13 protein-coding genes are annotated in these 15,547 nt (G+C 68.4%); 6 read left to right on the top strand and 7 right to left on the bottom strand.

Annotation, left to right across the window (positions count from 1 at the left end):
* Window positions 1–64 precede the first annotated feature (64 nt).
* Both ACTQ49_RS03080 and ACTQ49_RS03085 read left to right on the top strand, forming a co-directional pair.
* On the top strand, window positions 65–1,006 hold the full coding sequence (locus ACTQ49_RS03080) for an HAD family hydrolase (protein ID WP_441826379.1): 942 nt from the start codon (window positions 65–67) through the stop codon (window positions 1,004–1,006).
* A gap of 32 nt (window positions 1,007–1,038) precedes the next feature.
* Window positions 1,039–2,760, top strand: coding sequence for a glycoside hydrolase family 3 protein (locus ACTQ49_RS03085; RefSeq protein ID WP_441826380.1), 1,722 nt, complete (start codon window positions 1,039–1,041; stop codon window positions 2,758–2,760).
* 81 nt (window positions 2,761–2,841) lie between these two features.
* Here ACTQ49_RS03085 and ACTQ49_RS03090 read toward each other — a convergent pair whose 3' ends face one another.
* From ACTQ49_RS03090 to ACTQ49_RS03105, 4 genes are read right to left on the bottom strand one after another with little or no spacing between them, the layout of a single operon-like run.
* Entirely contained in the window at window positions 2,842–3,744 is a 903-nt protein-coding gene (locus ACTQ49_RS03090; protein WP_441826381.1) for a formate/nitrite transporter family protein, read from the bottom strand.
* Window positions 3,741–4,289: a flavin reductase family protein gene (locus ACTQ49_RS03095; protein ID WP_441826382.1), complete on the bottom strand. Its 549-nt coding sequence runs from the start codon at window positions 4,287–4,289 to the stop codon at window positions 3,741–3,743. The genes ACTQ49_RS03090 and ACTQ49_RS03095 overlap by 4 nt, the downstream gene beginning before the upstream one ends.
* A gap of 18 nt (window positions 4,290–4,307) precedes the next feature.
* On the bottom strand, window positions 4,308–5,369 hold the full coding sequence (locus tag ACTQ49_RS03100) for a hypothetical protein (RefSeq protein WP_441826383.1): 1,062 nt from the start codon (window positions 5,367–5,369) through the stop codon (window positions 4,308–4,310).
* 25 nt (window positions 5,370–5,394) lie between these two features.
* The gene (locus tag ACTQ49_RS03105) at window positions 5,395–5,931 is read right to left on the bottom strand and encodes an OsmC family protein (protein ID WP_441826384.1); all 537 of its coding nucleotides are present in this window, start codon (window positions 5,929–5,931) and stop codon (window positions 5,395–5,397) included.
* A gap of 662 nt (window positions 5,932–6,593) precedes the next feature.
* On the opposite strand from ACTQ49_RS03105, the gene ACTQ49_RS03110 reads away from it, so the two are divergent.
* Together ACTQ49_RS03110 and menD are read left to right on the top strand one after the other, a co-directional pair.
* On the top strand, window positions 6,594–7,550 hold the full coding sequence (locus ACTQ49_RS03110; RefSeq protein WP_441826385.1) for an o-succinylbenzoate synthase: 957 nt from the start codon (window positions 6,594–6,596) through the stop codon (window positions 7,548–7,550).
* Window positions 7,547–9,178 (top strand): 2-succinyl-5-enolpyruvyl-6-hydroxy-3-cyclohexene-1-carboxylic-acid synthase, encoded by a 1,632-nt coding sequence (menD, locus tag ACTQ49_RS03115; RefSeq protein WP_441826386.1) that lies wholly within the window; start codon window positions 7,547–7,549, stop codon window positions 9,176–9,178. The genes ACTQ49_RS03110 and menD overlap by 4 nt, the downstream gene beginning before the upstream one ends.
* A 28-nt stretch (window positions 9,179–9,206) precedes the next feature.
* On the opposite strand, the gene ACTQ49_RS03120 is transcribed toward menD, so the two are convergent.
* Window positions 9,207–10,937 (bottom strand): TM0106 family RecB-like putative nuclease, encoded by a 1,731-nt coding sequence (locus tag ACTQ49_RS03120; protein ID WP_441826387.1) that lies wholly within the window; start codon window positions 10,935–10,937, stop codon window positions 9,207–9,209.
* Window positions 10,938–10,947: 10 nt separating this feature from the next.
* Window positions 10,948–11,652 (bottom strand): demethylmenaquinone methyltransferase, encoded by a 705-nt coding sequence (locus tag ACTQ49_RS03125; RefSeq protein ID WP_441826388.1) that lies wholly within the window; start codon window positions 11,650–11,652, stop codon window positions 10,948–10,950.
* 64 nt (window positions 11,653–11,716) lie between these two features.
* Between ACTQ49_RS03125 and ACTQ49_RS03130 the strand changes: the two genes are divergently transcribed.
* On the top strand, window positions 11,717–12,370 hold the full coding sequence (locus ACTQ49_RS03130; protein WP_441826389.1) for an ABC transporter ATP-binding protein: 654 nt from the start codon (window positions 11,717–11,719) through the stop codon (window positions 12,368–12,370).
* A complete protein-coding gene (locus ACTQ49_RS03135; RefSeq protein ID WP_441826390.1) occupies window positions 12,367–14,055 on the top strand; it encodes a DUF6297 family protein in 1,689 nt (562 codons plus the stop codon). Before ACTQ49_RS03130 ends, ACTQ49_RS03135 begins: the two co-directional genes overlap by 4 nt.
* Before the next feature lie 13 nt (window positions 14,056–14,068).
* Here ACTQ49_RS03135 and ACTQ49_RS03140 read toward each other — a convergent pair whose 3' ends face one another.
* Complete coding sequence (locus tag ACTQ49_RS03140; RefSeq protein WP_441826391.1) at window positions 14,069–15,316, bottom strand: isochorismate synthase; 1,248 nt, start codon at window positions 15,314–15,316, stop codon at window positions 14,069–14,071.
* Between the last annotated feature and the right edge of the window lie 231 nt (window positions 15,317–15,547).

Genomic DNA, 15,547 nt, shown 5'->3' on the forward strand with positions numbered 1-15,547 from the left:
GCAACCCCTGTGGCAAGTAGTGCTCCTTTGATTGGCTGGTGACACCGGCAACAAAGGAGTGGCAATGACGCAGATCCCCGCGGCGGCACAGGTGCTCGTCGATTTCGTCCCGACCCAGAAGTTCTTCGTGGGCATCGATTCCGACGGATGTGCCATGGACGCCATGGACATCAAGCACACCGAGTGCTTCACGCCCAATTACATCAAGCACTTCGACCTGCAGCCCGTCTCCACCCTGGCCCGGCAGACCGCCCTGTTCGTGAACCTGGGATCGGTCACCCGCGGCCTGAACCGCTGGCTGGCGCTGCGTCAGCTGCTGGACCTGCTGCGGGACCGCACCGAGGTGGCCGAGCGCGGCGTCACCATCCCCGACTACCCGGAGCTGACCGAGTTCATCGAGTCCGGCCATCCGCTGAGTGACAAGGGCATCGCCGCCTTCGCCGCCGAGCACCCCTCGGAGACCATCGACCGCTGCATCCGCTGGGGCAATGGCGTCAACGCCACCATCGCGGACATGGTGCACGGCTGCGGTCCCTTCCCCGGTGTTCGCGAGGCCATGCAGGCCATGGACGCCGCCGGCATCGACCAGATGACCGTCTCCGCCACCCCGCTGCACGCGCTGGAGAAGGAGTGGACCGAGCACGGTCTGGCCCAGTACATGAAGGTGATCGCCGGACAGGAGATGGGCGGCAAGGCCCAGCACGTCGAGTACGCGGCCAAGGGCAAGTACGACGACGACAAGATCATGCTGATCGGCGACGCCCCCGGTGACCGCGATGCCGCCGCCAAGGCCGGCTGCCTCTACTACCCGATCAACCCGGGCAAGGAGAAGGAGTCCTGGCACCGCTTCGTCGCCGAGGCGCTGCCGAAATTCCTCGACGGCACCTTCGCCGGTGAGTACCAGCAGGCCCTGATCACCGAGTTCGAGACCTACCTGCCCGACGAGGTTCCGTGGCCCACCGTCAGCGGCAACCGCAAGGTCACCAAGCCCGTCGTGAAGGCCTGACGTACCCATCCCCGGACCAGAAGGAGCAGCACATGCCAAAGCTCGTTGACCTCACCGCCAGCCCCTACAACCTCGACGAGTCCCAGGTGGCCTGGGTTGAGGAGACCATCGCCTCCATGACCGACGAGGAGAAGGTGGGACAGCTGTTCACCAATCTCTTCTTCTTCGGCAAGGACGCCTACAGCGGCAATGAACTGACCAACCAGGAGATCATGGACCGCTACCACATTGGCGGCGCGCGCTACCAGGGTGGCACCGCCGCCCAGGTGCAGGGCCTGATCAACGAACTGCAGAGCGGCTCGAAGATCCCGCTGATGGTGGCCGCCAACTGCGACTCCGGTGGCAATGGCGCCTGCAATGACGGCACCTACATTGCCTCCGGCGCCCAGAGCGAGGCCGCTGGGGACCCGTCGGTGGCCCGCAATGCCGGCTATGTCTCGGGCCGCGAGGAGAGCGCGCTGGGCGTCAACACCAACTTCGACCCGTGCGTCGACATCCTGTTCAACTGGCGCAACACCATCGTCAACACCCGCGCCTACGGAACCAATGCCGACGATGTCATCACCTACACCCAGGCCTACATCGACGGCATGCGGGAGAGCGACGTCAACGTCTGCATCAAGCACTTCCCCGGCGACGGCACCGAGGAGCGCGACCAGCACCTCATCCTGGGTGTCAACGAGCTCTCCGTGGAGGAGTGGGACGCCAGCTTCGGCAAGGTCTACCAGCACCACATCGACAACGGTGTGGAGATGATCATGGCCGGCCACATCGCCCTGCCGGCCTACCAGAAGAAGCTCGTGCCCGGGCTGCAGGACTCTGACATCCTGCCGGCGACGCTGGCGCCCGAGCTGGCAACCACCCTGCTCAAGGAGCAGCTGGACTTCAACGGCATGCTGATCACCGACGCCAGCCACATGCTGGGCATGACCTCGGCGATGCAGCGCAAGGACTACGTGCCGGGCGCCATCGCGGCAGGCTGTGACATGTTCCTCTTCTTCAACCAGATCGACGAGGACTACGGCTACATGCTGGATGGCTACCGCAAGGGGGTCATCACCGAGGAGCGGATGACCGACGCCCTGCGCCGCGTCCTGGGCCTCAAGGCGAAGCGTCGCCTGCACGAGAAGAAGGCCGACGGGACCCTCATCAAGGATCCCAAGGAGCTGGAGGTGGTTGGCTGCGAGGAGCACTTGGCCATGCGCAAGGATGCCGCTGACAAGGGCATCACCCTGGTGAAGAATACCCTCGACGAGCTGCCCCTCAACCCGGAGCAGCACCGCCGGATCAAGCTCTACTATGTCGCCGGTGAGAAGGGCGGCATCTACTCGGGCAATGACCAGACCGTCCAGCTCTTCGTCGACGAGCTGACGGCCCGTGGCTACGAGGTGAGCGTCCAGGAGGGCGGCAGCCGCGTCAAGGGCTCCATCGAGAAGTACAAGCAGGAGACCGACGCAGCCCTGTTCATCGCCGAGGTGATCGGCTACGGCGCCCAGAACAACTACCGCATCCAGTGGAGCGCTGCCATGAGCAACGAGATCCCCTGGTATGTGCACGAGGTGCCCACCTTTGCGGTGAGCCTGAACTTCACCACCCACCTGCACGACCTGACCATGGTGAAGTGCTTCGTGAATGCCTACAACTCCAACCCCGACATCATCGCCGGGGTGCTGGACAAGCTGGAGGGCAAGAGCGAGTTCAAGGGCACGCCCAATGACCTGGTCTGGGCCGGCAAGTGGCAGGCCAAGCTCTGATCCCACGCCGCCGCTGACGAAGGAACAGCGTCCGTCCCCACGGGGGGACGGACGCTGTTGCGTGCCACGAGCAGGTTCTGCTCAGCGGTCCTGGCGCATCAGACGGGCCACCAGCCAGAAGGGCACCGCCACCAGCAGCGCGCCGCCGACGAAGTTGCCGGCCGTGGTCAGCGCCAGGTTGCGCAGCAGGCCATGCTCTCCCAGGCCCCACGTGATGGGGGTGGCGGGGATGGCGCCGGGGTGGAAGGCGCCCAGCAGCATCGGGAAGGCGATGAAGGCGATGTTGGCGATCACGTGCTGCGTGCCACCCACGACGAAGGCGAAGGGGCCGTAGAAGGCAAAGCCCATCCGCGCCACGTCGGTGCGGGCCTTGAAGAACATGAACATCGCGGTCTGCAGGAACCAGGTGCACAGGATGGCCAGCAGGAAGGCGCTGGTGTTGCCCGCGCCACTCTTTGCGGTGCCGATGGCCACCACATTCGTCGCGAAGGGCTTGGCCAGATAGGGACCGCCGGCCGCTGCGGCGACGGTGATGAAACCGAGCGCCCCGGCCAGGTTGCCCACCAGCCCCAGCGTCAGGAAACGCAGGTAGTGCGCCCAGCCGAGCCGGCCGGAGAGCACCGCGATCAGGCCCGCGGCCATGTCGGCGGTGATCAGCGAGGCGCCCGAGACCAGGATCAGCACGAAGGAGAAGCCGAAGGCCAGACCCATCACCATGCTGGACAGTCCAGGCGTGGTGATGCCGGTGCTCACGGTGGTGCTGAGCAGCACGCCGAAGGCCACCATCGTCCCGCCGATCAAGGAGCGCAGCAGCATGGAGGTGGGTCGGTGCGCCTTCTCCACGGCCACCGCGATCACACGGTCGACCATTTCGCCGATGCCCCAGATCTCGAGTTCGTCGCGCTCCGGGCGCGGCCGGGGGGTGGCGGCGGGGGCAGGGGAAGTGGTGGTGGGCGGAACATGTCGTTGTGGGGCGACGGTCATCGGAAGTCCTCAGGGGTGGGCGGCTCCCAGTCGTGCAGGAGGCCGGAGTGGTAGAGCAGGGGCTGGATCTCGCTGCGGTGCAGCCGCTGGACGTTGACGAGCAGCAGCACGTGGTCACCCGCGTCGTGGATCTGCTGCACATGGCCCTGCACCCACGCGGCGGTGCCGCTCAGCAGGGGAGAGCCATTGCGCCCGGGGCGGTGGTCGACGCCCTCGAATCGGTCCTCGACGCGGCTGGCGAAGCGTCGCGCCAGGTGGGCCTGGCCGTGCCCGAGGACGTTGACCGCCAGGGGGCGGCCGACGCGGAAGGCCGGCAGGCTCGCCGCGGTGCGGGCCACGCAGACCAGCACGAGCGGTGGGTCGAGGGAGACCGACGCGAAGGAGCTGATGGTCATGCCCACCGGTCGCGGGCCGCTCATGGTGGTGACCACCGTGACCCCGGTGGGGAAGGCGCCCATCACGGCACGCATCCGGGCGGGATCCACCGGATGGCCGGTGTGCCAGTTCTCCTGCAAGGTCTCGGGATCGGTGAGTACCGCGGTCATGGGTCCGCCTCTCGGGGGTCAGTTGTTGTTGGCCAGTTCCCAGCGCAGCTGTCCCTCGGACGGGGACTGCACCGGGATGAAGGTGGCCTCGCGGAAACGTCGGCTGGCCGGGGTGGAACGGGCATAGCCCTTGCCACCGGCGGTGCGGACCTCCAGGCCGGCCGCCGCGGTGGCGATCTCGGCGGCGGCCAGGCGCAGCTCCAGCAGCTCCACACGCTGCGGGGGTGTGGTGGTGCCCACCCGCTCGGCAATTCCGGTCAGCGTGGCCACGGTCTGCTGCTGTCGCTCGCGCACGGCCGAGACCTCGTCGGAGAAGGAGTCGTTGACTCCGGCAAGGCCCTGCGCCGCCGCCTCCAGCGATGCGCCAGCCAGCCCCAGGCACATGGCGCTCTGCAGCACCAGGAAGGTGGGGCGGATGCCGGTGAGGAAGGTGGTGACGTCGCGGGTCAACACCTGCTCCTCGCGGACCCGCACCTGCTCCAGCTTCACGAAGGAGGACGAGGTGCTGCCCAGGGCCAGCAGTTCGAAACCCTTGCCGACGGTGATGCCCGGGGTGTCGAGCGGCAGCGCGACCACCACCTTCTGGCCGTCGGCGGTCCGCGCCGCGGTGACCAGGATCGAGTCGTCGAACAGGTTGCTGGCCCAACGCAGGGTGCCGTCCAGCACCAGCCCATCGTCGGTGGGGGTGGCCTGCAGGTCCAACTCGCCGCAGCCCGAGAGGTCCTTGAAGGCCGACGCCATGCCGGTGATGCCCAGCCGCTCACCGCTGGCCAGCTCCGCGGCGTACCGGGCGCCGAGCTCGGCGCCCGAGGCCAGCAGGTATTCGATGGTCACGCGGGTGGCCCACAGGGAGAAGGCCGTGCTCATGCACCGGGCAGCCACCTGCTGGACGAGCTCCGCCATGGCGGGCAGTCCGCCATCGGCATTGTGCGGGGCGCCGAGCGCCAGCACCTGCTGCTGGCCGAGCTCCGGGAAGACGTCCTGGGTGGTCTCGTGTCCCCGGTCCAGGGCGCCAGCACGCTCGGCGATGCGGTCCAGGGTCTCGGGGCGAACGAGGGGGGTGCTGAGGGTGGTGGTCATGGCCTTCTCCTGAATGGGTGGCTGGTCAGCCGATGGTGAGGGTGGAGTCGAGTCGGACGGGGCGGCGCATGGTGTTCACCACGGGCGACCAGACGATGGCGTTGTCGTGGATCTCCTGCAGCACCTCGTCGCTGGCATCGGCGGCCAGCGTGACGTTGACTCGAATGTCGCTGAAACCGGCCACCTTGTCCTCGGGGATGTCACCGACGCCCCAGACGGCGGAGATGTCGATGTCGCCCTCCATCACCACCTCGATCTTGGTCAGGGTGACGCCGCGGTGCGTGGCATTGGCCAGCAGGCCCACCGAGATGCAGGAGCCCAGGGCGGCCAGCACCATCTCCGACGGGTTGGGGGCCGAGTCGTCGCCCAGCAGGGCCGGGGGCTCGCCCACCAGCACGGGCTGCAGGTCACGCACATAGGTCAGGTTGCGGAAGCCCGCCTCACAGACCGTGGTGGCCTTCAGGGTCTTTCGGCCCGTGCTGGGATCCTCCTTGGCATTGCAGGAAAGACGGTCGAGGCCCTCGGCGTCGATGCCCTCAAGTGCGAAATCGGAATTGGACATGGGTATACCTCTTCTGTGGATTCTGGTGTGAGGATTGTTCGAACTTTGCATGCCCGAATGCGGAAATGGACGACATTTCAGGTATGCAAAAGACCCGCCGAGGCGGTGCAATTGGCAGTGCGGAAGAAAGTCGATCTACCTGTCCTGAATCACAGACGCCTGACGAGAGTCAGCTGTGGCAGGGATCGAGCCGCGCGGGTGTGGCCTGGTGGCCACCCGTGGGCAGGGTCAACAAACACATGCGCCGCAGTGGCGCATGAGGTCCAGGTAGTACCTGGCGACAAGAATTGCTGACATGTTCATCACGTTATTCGATGAATTGCGTGCAGGCAAGTCCTGCTCAATTCCTGAAACATGTTCTCCTTGGTCGCCAAGCGCGTCGTCGATCAGGCGGTTGATGCGCTTGAGGTTCTGCCGGTCCGCGCCGAGCCAGGAGGGGTAGTCGGCCCAACCGGGGGGTGAAGACGAGCCTCATCGTTCGAGGCCGTGCTGTTCGCGTTGGCCGGGACGCGGAGCAGGTGGGCTGTCTCCTCCCCCTTGTACTGGATCTGGTACCCATATGCGCGGACGGGGCGACAATCCCAAACAGGCGCACATCGGGATTTTGCGGGTGGTCACGCACCTGACAGGGCAGGGTCGGTGCCGCCCACTAGGCTGGACGCATGGCCACGCACGTCTACCAGATTCCCCTGCGCACTCGCTTCCGCGGCATCACGGTTCGCGAGGGGATCGTGCTGTCCGGCGACGCCGGGTGGGGGGAGTTCAGCCCCTTCCTCGACTACGAGGGGGACGAAATTCGCCCCTGGTGGCAGGCGGCTCGGGAGGCGGCAGACCTGGGTTTTCCCGATCCGGTGCGCGACCGCATTCCCGTCAACGTCACCGTCCCGGCCGTTGACCCGGAGCAGGCCCGGAGCATCGTGGTGGAGTCCGGGTGCAGCACGGCCAAGGTGAAGGTGGCCGAGCGTGGGCAGCGGCTGGCCGATGACCTGGCGCGCGTGGAGGCCGTCCGGGATGCCCTCGGCCCGCAGGGGCGGGTCAGGATCGATGCCAACGGTGGCTGGACCCTCGACGAGGCCGTCGAGAACCTGCGTCAGCTGGCCCGCTTCGATCTGGAGTACGCCGAGCAACCAGTGCTGGACACCGAGGAACTGGCCAGACTCCGCACCCAGCTCGCACACCACGGCATCGACGTGCGGATCGCAGCCGACGAGTCGATTCGGCGCAGCGGCGATCCGGAACGGGTCAAGCGGCTCGGGGCGGCCGATGTGGCGGTGCTGAAGGTGCAGCCGTTGGGCGGCGTGCGGCGCTGCCTGCAACTGGCCGAAGACCTGGCGATGCCCGTGGTGGTCAGCTCGGCGCTGGAGACCAGCGTCGGGATCCGGATGGGCGTGGCGCTGGCCGCAGCCCTGCCCGAGCTGCCCTTCGCGTGCGGACTCAACACCGTACGACTGTTCACCGACGACGTCGCGGACCCCTGCTTGGTCGCCGTCGACGGACATCTCCCGGTGGGGGATTTGACCGTGGCCCCGCAGCGGCTGGCTGCCTGCTCGGCCCCGGTGGACCGCGTCGAGGCGTGGGCCGATCGCGCGGCCTCGGCAGCCACGGGTGGCGCCCGATGACTTCCTGGTTGCTGGCGCAGTGCGTCGTCGAGCAGCTCCAGCAGGCAGGGGTGCGGCACGTCGTCCTGGCCCCAGGATCGCGCAATGCGCCGCTCTCGATGGCGCTGCAGCGCACCCCGGGCCTGCACCTGCACGTGCGCATCGACGAGCGGTCCGCCGCCTTCCTCGCGCTCGGGATGGCCAAGGCGCTGCAGGAGCCGGTGGCCGTGGTGACCACGTCCGGCACGGCGGTGGCCAACCTCTCGCCGGCCGTGATGGAGGCCAGCGAGGCGGGAGTGCCGCTGGTGGTGCTGTCAGCTGATCGGCCGCTGACCATGATCAACTCCGGCGGCAACCAGACCGGGCACCAGTTCGGGCTGTTTGCGGGGCAGGTTCGTCACCAGGTGCAGCTGACCAGCGACGGGACGGTTCCCTCCTGGCGCTTCCAGCTGCGCCGCGCCCTCACCCTTGCAGCTGGCGACCGAACCGCCGATCCCGGCCCCGTCCAGGTGAACCTGCACTTCGACGAGCCCCTCATGCCCACCGACGAGTCGCTGCCCGAGCCGGGGCACTGGCAGGTGGAATTGGTTCGCGGTAGTGCGCCCGTGCTCCTGGACGGCGCTGCGCGCACGGTGGTGCTCGTGGGGGATGCCACACCGCAGACGGGACGGCACGCCGCCCAGGTGGCCCAGGCCGGACACGTCCCGCTGTTGGCCGAGCCGTCCAGCAATGCCCGCACCGGCCGCGCCATCAGCACCTACCGCCTGCTGCTGGGCAAGGCGGATCTGGGCGGCAGGATCCAGCGGGTGGTGGTCTTCGGGCACCCGACTCTGTCACGCCCCGTCACCCGATTGCTGCGTCGCGACGACGTGGAGATCATCGTCGTGGCCGACGGAGCCCGCTGGCCAGACCCGGGTTTCACTGCCTCCCGGGTGGTCGACGACGTGGTGCTCTCCCCGGCGCACGAGCAGCACTGGCTGAACCAGTGGCTGACGGCAGACCTGGACATGCAGACCCGGCTGGAGCTGGCGCAACGCCCGCCCGTGGGGGAGAGCGCTGCGGTCACCGGCCACGCCGTCGCCTCGCTGGTGGTGGAGCGCACGGCAGGGCAGGTGCTGGTGCTGGGCTCCTCCAACCCGATTCGTGATGCGGACCTCGCCCCGATTCCCGAGGCCTTGCTGGGCCCGGAGGTACCGGGCACCCGGGTCTTCGCCAACCGGGGGCTGGCCGGGATCGACGGGGTGATCTCCACCGCCGCCGGTATCGCGCTGGCCCTGGACAGCCCGACCACCTGTCTGCTGGGTGACCTCACCTTCCTGCACGACGTGGGCGGGTTGTGGCTGGGTCAGCTGGAGACGGCGCCCCGGCTACGGCTGGTGGTCCTCGACGATCGGGGCGGCAGCATCTTCCACACCCTGGAGCAGGGCGGCGACGAGTACCGCGACGGCTTCGAGAAGGTCTTCGGCACGCCGCACCGGGCCGATCTGTCCGCGATTGCCGGCGGCTACGGCTGGCAGGTCGCGACGGTCACCGACCTGGAGGAGCTGGGCCAGCGGCTGCGGGTCCCGGTACGTGGCCCTGAGCTGCTGGTGGTCCCGGTGGCCCGCGACGGGCGACGGGCCTGGGCGCAGCAGCTCGCCAGCCTCTGAGCCGGCATCGGCCGGGGCCTGCGCGGGCTCAGGTGGTGGGCGTCTCGGCGTCGGGCGCCTCGTCGTCCAGGGTGCGCAGCCAGGCCCGCAGTTGGTGGGTGGCCCGCACATCGTCCTCGTTGTACTCCAGCACGCGGGTGGTCGCCTCGCTGCGGGTGAGCTCGTCGGGGCCGTGCACGGCATCGCGGAACCAGCGCTGGGAGTTCAGGCCGCCCGGGTCGTCGTCGCGCCACTCGAAGCCGGGGCCGGACCGGGCCACCACCTTGAGGCCCAGGCCATTGGTGCCGAAGAAGTGCCCCTTGACCAGGGAGAACAGGTCCACGAAGTGGGATCGCACCCGGTGGGCGGCGGCCAGCACGTCCGGCTTGCCACTGCGACGCGCCAGCCGCATCAGGTGCACCACCTCGTAGTCCGAGTAGTGGTACACGCGGGTGTCGGGCCGTTCGGTGACCAACCGGTCCAGCCAGGTGATGGCCTCCACGGCCAGCGCCACCTCACCGGCATTGTCCAACTCCTCGAACCGGGAGAAGGCCTTGTAGAAGGGGTCGGAGCCGGTGGTCCGGTCGTCGACGAGGAAACCCCACAGGTAGACCCGGTCACCCGCGGAGGTCTCGATGTCGAAGTCGATCTCCAGGCTGGATTCGGGCAGGTCGACCGGCTCGGAGGTGAGACGTTCCAGCTCCACCCCGGCCAGCATCAAGGAGGCGCGTCGTGCCGCCAGCCGCAGCCGGGAGTCGGCACCGCTGCGGTGCGCCACCTCCGGCAGATAGCTCTCCATCAGTGCCTCGACGTCGGCGTGCGCCAGATCCGCCAGCGTGTTGATGCCGTGATTGCGCAGCACGCTGATCTCACGAACATCCAGCGGGGACTTGTTGATCCGCAGGCTCAGGTCATCCTCGCCCAGCTGCGGCTTGCAGACCTCCCACCAGGTGCAGTGGTCACATTCGCGCACGACGATGGGGGAGACCATCGGCCGGTGGTCCTCGCCCACCCCAGTGCGGGCGGCGGCCACCTGGGCCACCTTCACCCGGAAACCGAACTCGTGGTCATAGCGCTCGAGCGCGCTGCGCAGCTTCCACCCCGTGCTGGAGGTTCGGGAGAAGGTACGGATGAACTTGGCCGAGAGGTCCACCCAGCTGATGGCGGGACGGTGCTGGCCGTTCAGGTGGTCGGTTCCGATCACCCCGGCCACGGCCCCACCCCCATCGGCCCAGCCGGCGGCCTCCAGCAGTCGCCAGTAGTGGGACATCTGCAGCAGGTCCGCCTCGCGTGACGGCTTGAAGACCAGCTGGGGCAGGGTCAGCTCCGTCGTCGGGTCTGCGAGGGTGCTGTAGCGCAGCAGCTGGTCGGTGTGGCTCATCTCCACCACGCGGTGCCGCTTGGCCTCCACGGGCCGGTAGCCAGCGCGGCCGTCGGGCTGGTCGGCTCCGCGCACCAGCATGTCGGGTTGTCCTCGGCGGTGGCCGGCCACATCTGCCGGCAGCCTGGGGCCGATCACGACGCGACGCCCGGCCGCCAGGGCCTCCTGCGTCAGACGCTGGGCCTCATCGCGATCCTCGATCTGGCGCAGGTCTGCCACATCGGGCGCGTGGTCGATCACCAGTTGCAGGACCTCGTCCTCAAAGGTCTTGCCGCCGGCAAAGAGCTCCTGCAACGCCTCGTCGGGTTGGCTCTGGGGAGCCACCACGGTGGGGTCGTAGCGGTTCTGCGTCTTGACCGGGCAGGAGCGCGCAGCGTACGGGTCGAGGATGATTGCCATTGGTGCGGTATCAGGCCTTCCAGCCGCGATGCAGGGCGATGATTCCCTGGCTGAGGTTGCGCCAGCCGACGGCCTGCCAACCGGCCTTGGCCATCAGGTCGGCCAGTTCCTCCTGGCGCTTCCAGGTCAGCACCGATTCGAAGAGGTACTCGTAGGCGGCGGGATTGCTGGAGAAACGGCTCAGGGCGGGAAGTGCGCGCGGGATCCACTGGTCGTAGACGAACTCGAAGGCCCGATTGGTGGGATGACTCATCTCGCAGATGACCACCTGGCCACCTGGGCGGGTGACACGCAGCATCTCCTGCAGCGCGGCCAGCGTGTCCTCCACATTGCGCAGGCCGTAGCTGATCGTGACCGTGTCAAAGGTGTTGTCCGCATAGGGCAACTGGAGGGCGTCGCCGGCGACGAACTGCAGCTGCGGCTGGCGCTGCTGGCCAACGCGCAGCATGCCCATGCTCAGGTCGGTCGGGAAGACCTCGGCCCCCAGCTCGGCGAAGGTGGCCGCCGAGGTGCCGGTGCCACCGGCCAGGTCAAGGATCACGTCGCCCGGCTTGGGGTTCACCGCCTCCACCGTGTCGCGACGCCACTGGCGCTGCAGGCCAAAGGTCATCAGGTCGTTCAACAGGTCGTAGCGCTGGGCGACGCCGTCGAACATCTGGGCGACGTCATTGCGTCGCTTGGCGAGGGTGGCACGGGACTCGAACACGGGGCCCATTCTTCCATGCCTTGCCACCGACCAGTGTCGGTGCGTTCCGGTGGCCGCAGGGGCATGGCGCACAATGGGACGCATGGCATCACGCAAGACCGTCCTGTCGGTCAGGGATTTGAGCAAGCACTACGGGGAGCACGTCATCGTCGACGGTTTCAACCTGGACGTCAAGGAGGGGGAGGCCGTGGCACTGACCGGCCGAAATGGTGCCGGAAAGTCCACCGTGCTGCGCTGCCTGGTGGGTGCCGACAAGCCGACCTCCGGCACGGTCGAGGTCTGCGGCATGCCGATGCGTGAGACCAATCCGGACATTCGACGCAATGTGGCCACGGTGATCGACGATCTGGACTTCTTCCCCGACCTCTCGGTGGTGGAACACCTGGACCTGTTGGCCCGGGCCCACGGCCAGGAGGAGCCCGATGCCCTCGTCGACGAGGTGCTGGACCAGGTGCAGCTGGTGCCGCAGGCGGGACAGCTGCCCGGCACGCTGAGTTCGGGCCAGCGCCGTCGTCTGGCCCTGGCCACGGCCTTCGTCCGTCCGCGAAGGCTGCTGGTGCTCGACGAACCGGAGCAGCGCCTGGACGTGGAGGGAATCGCGTGGCTGGGCCGTCGGCTCCGACAGGACCTGGACCAGGGGCTGGCGGTGGTGATGGCCTCGCACGAGCCGTCGCTGGTGGCCGCGGTGCGGGCGCGTGAGGTGGAACTGGGCGGTGCCCGCGGATGAGCACTTCCCCACAGGCCCACCGCCCTGGGCCGGACGTGGCCGAACCGCTGCCCTCGCTGGGGGAGGTCGACGAGCGACAACTGGAGCTCTTGATCAAGGACTGGCGTCAGGGCCGCGCCCAGCGTCACCTGGGGCAGATGTTGTCCGACGCGTACATTGCCGTCTTCGCCGGGGTGATGATCGTCGCGATGCTCACCAATGTGGTGATCCGCGCCCAGCAGATGGCCTCCAACTGCGAGACCACCGCGTGCCTCTCGGGTCGCGGGCTGTTGCCGTGGGCGGCCCTGTTCGGCAGTTTCGTGCTGACCCTGGCGGCCTGCACCCTGTTCGGTCCGGTGCTGGCGTCTGCGGCCGAGGGCTTCTGGTTGTTGGACGCCCCGCTGCGGCGCTCGCGCCTCCTGGTCCGACGTCTGGTGATGGCCCTGATGGCGGCCCTCGTCCTGGGTGCTGCCCTGGGGGCGCTGGTGGCGGCCCTGACCGGTTCTCCGCTGGTGCTGGTGGGCGCATGGGCCGCTGCGACGGGGCTGGGGGCGGCGGGTCTGGTGGCCTTCGCCGCTGCCCAGCAGGGGGCCGAACGATCCTGGCCGGTGCGCCTCCTGCAGTCCTTGGCGGCAGTGGCGGGCGTGCTGACCATGTTGGCGGTGGTGGCCACCGCGACGGGGCGGGCCTCGATCCACATCTCGCACGACAGCACCCGGCTGTGGGCCCTGCTGGTGGCCGGTCTCGGGGCGGTGGCCCTGGTGGGCTTCGGCATCCTGGCGCGCGCCCGGCTGAACGGCATCAGACGTGCTCGGCTGCTCAGCGGCGGTTCGCTGGTCAGCGGTATGCAGGGGGCCATGTTCGGGCTGGACTTCGGCCTGATGCGAGACATCCTGGTGCAGCGGGAGGCGATGCGTCGCGGCAGCGTGCGTGCCACGCGGGGCCGCGGCATCGGCACGAGTGCCCTGGTGTGGCGTGACTTCCAGCGGGTGCTGCGCTTCCCGAAGCCGCTGGTCCTGCTGCTGGTCAGCGCGGTGGTGCCCTATGCGGTGCAGGCGCTGGGGTTGGGTGCGTTGAATGCCGCCATCTCCGCCCTGGTCCTGATGGCGGCGCTGATCCCGTTCTTCTCCAGCCTGCGCGTGCTCACCCGCACCCGGGGTCTGGCCCGCGCCTTCCCATGGAGCACGTCACAGCTGCGGACCGCCGCCTGCGTGGTGCCGATGGTGCTGGCCGGCCTGTGGACCCTGGCGGTCATCCCCGCCTTCGTCGGGCTTGGCACCGAGGCGCCCCGCCAGGTCAACGACGGCGTGATGGTGGCGCTGGTCTGCGGTGTCGCCGGGCTGGTGGCGGCCATCCGCTGGGTGGCCGCCGCCCCGCCGGACTTCTCCAAGCCGATGCTGTCCACCAGTGCCGGTGCGATGCCGCCGGGCGTGGCGATGAATCTGCTGCGCGGTTTCGACATGGTGGCCCTGATCACCCTGCCCGTGGTCTTCGGTCTGTCGCCGTGGATCTCGCTCTTCCTGGCAGCGATGGCCTTCTCCGTGCTGCGCATGGGAGGCCTGGATGCCGACGAGCTGCAGGCCCAGAAGGAGGAGAACGAGCGCCTCCTCGCGGAGGCGAAGGCCGAGAAGACCAGGGAGGCGAAGGCCGAGAAGACCAGTGGGCCGAAGGCTGAGAAGAAGGTCGTGCAGCGCAAGAAGCGATGACCTCCGGCGGGGGTCACTCGCCGGTGAGGGCCTCCCGCATCGGGGCGAACTTGGCGAGTGTCTCGGTCACCTCGTCGGCGGGCACGGAGTCGCGCATGATGCCGCAGCCGGCGAAGAGCTGGATCTCGTGCTCGTCGACGGCGCTCAACTGGCCGCCACGCAGCGCAATGGCCCACTCTCCGTCGCCCGCCGTGTCGATCCAGCCGACGGGACCGGCATAGTGCCCGCGGTCCAGCTGTTCCAGATCGGCAATCACGTCGCGTGCCACGGGCGTGGGCGTGCCACAGACAGCAGCCGAGGGGTGCAGGGCCGCGGCCAGGGCCAGCGACGAGGTGCCGGGCTTCACCACGCCGGTGATGTCAGTGGCTAGGTGCAGCACATTGGGCAGCTCGAGGACATAGGGGGCATCGGGCACATTCATGCCCGAGCACCACGGCTCCAGTCCCTGCGCGACGCTCACGACGGCGTACTCGTGTTCCCGCAGGTCCTTCATGGATCCGGTGAGCACCGTCGCCAGTTCCGCGGCATCGGCCGCATAGGGACGACGGATCGTTCCGGCCAGCACCCGCGACGTGGCCAGCCCACCCTCGGTGCGCACCAGCATCTCCGGGGTGGCTCCCAGGGTGCGGTCCACCAAATAGGTCCAGCAGTCGCGGTAGCGGTTCACCAGCTGGTTCACGAGCCACCGCGCGTCGAGCGGCCTCTCGGTGCGCGCGATCATGTCGCGGGCCAGCACCACCTTCTCCACCTCGCCGGCCCGGATCAACTGGATGGCCTCGGCCACCGCGTCGGCCCAGCGATCGGCGTCCAGCGCCCCGTCGCCCAGTTCCACATGTCCGGGGGCCACGGGAGCGGGCTGCACCTCGGGCAGCTGGTCCTCGACGCTGCCGTGTCCGATGCGGGTCATCCAGGCCTGTCCGCGTCGGCGGCCGATGACCACCTGGGGGACCACCAGGACGGATGGTTCCGCCGATCGGTCGCCGTCGAAGCTGAAGGAGCCGAAGGCGATGGGTCCGGTGCCGGAGACTCCCATCAGTTCGGTCTCGTTCTCGAGCTCCTCGACGAACTGCTGCCACCAGACGTCGGCAGCCTCGGGGGAGTCGGTGGTGAAGCGGGCCACCTCGCCGATGCCGACGACGCCGTCGCCGCGGCGCAGGAAGGCGCTGCTGGCGCCCTCGGGAAGGAAGCGTTCCAGGTTTCCGGGGTCCTCGATGGCCACAGTGCGGGCACGCAGACGTTCAGAACCGGGATTGAGGATCACCACGGCATCCTAACTACCCGCGCAGGGTTGCAGCTAAACGTGCCCTTCACGGGCGTCGCGGAGCCTGAATTACGCAACGAGAATCTTGTGGAATCAGCTGCCAAAGCCCCTTGTCGGCGGCTTGTCGGCCACCGGTGATCCCAGGTGCGGTGTGTGGCTTGGGTTCGTCGCCGGGCAGACCCTAGACTCACGGGGCAGTCAACTGCGGCAACGTGCTTGCGCGCCCGGAAT

This window comes from Luteococcus sp. Sow4_B9, from assembly GCF_052116585.1.
GTDB lineage: Bacteria > Actinomycetota > Actinomycetes > Propionibacteriales > Propionibacteriaceae > Luteococcus.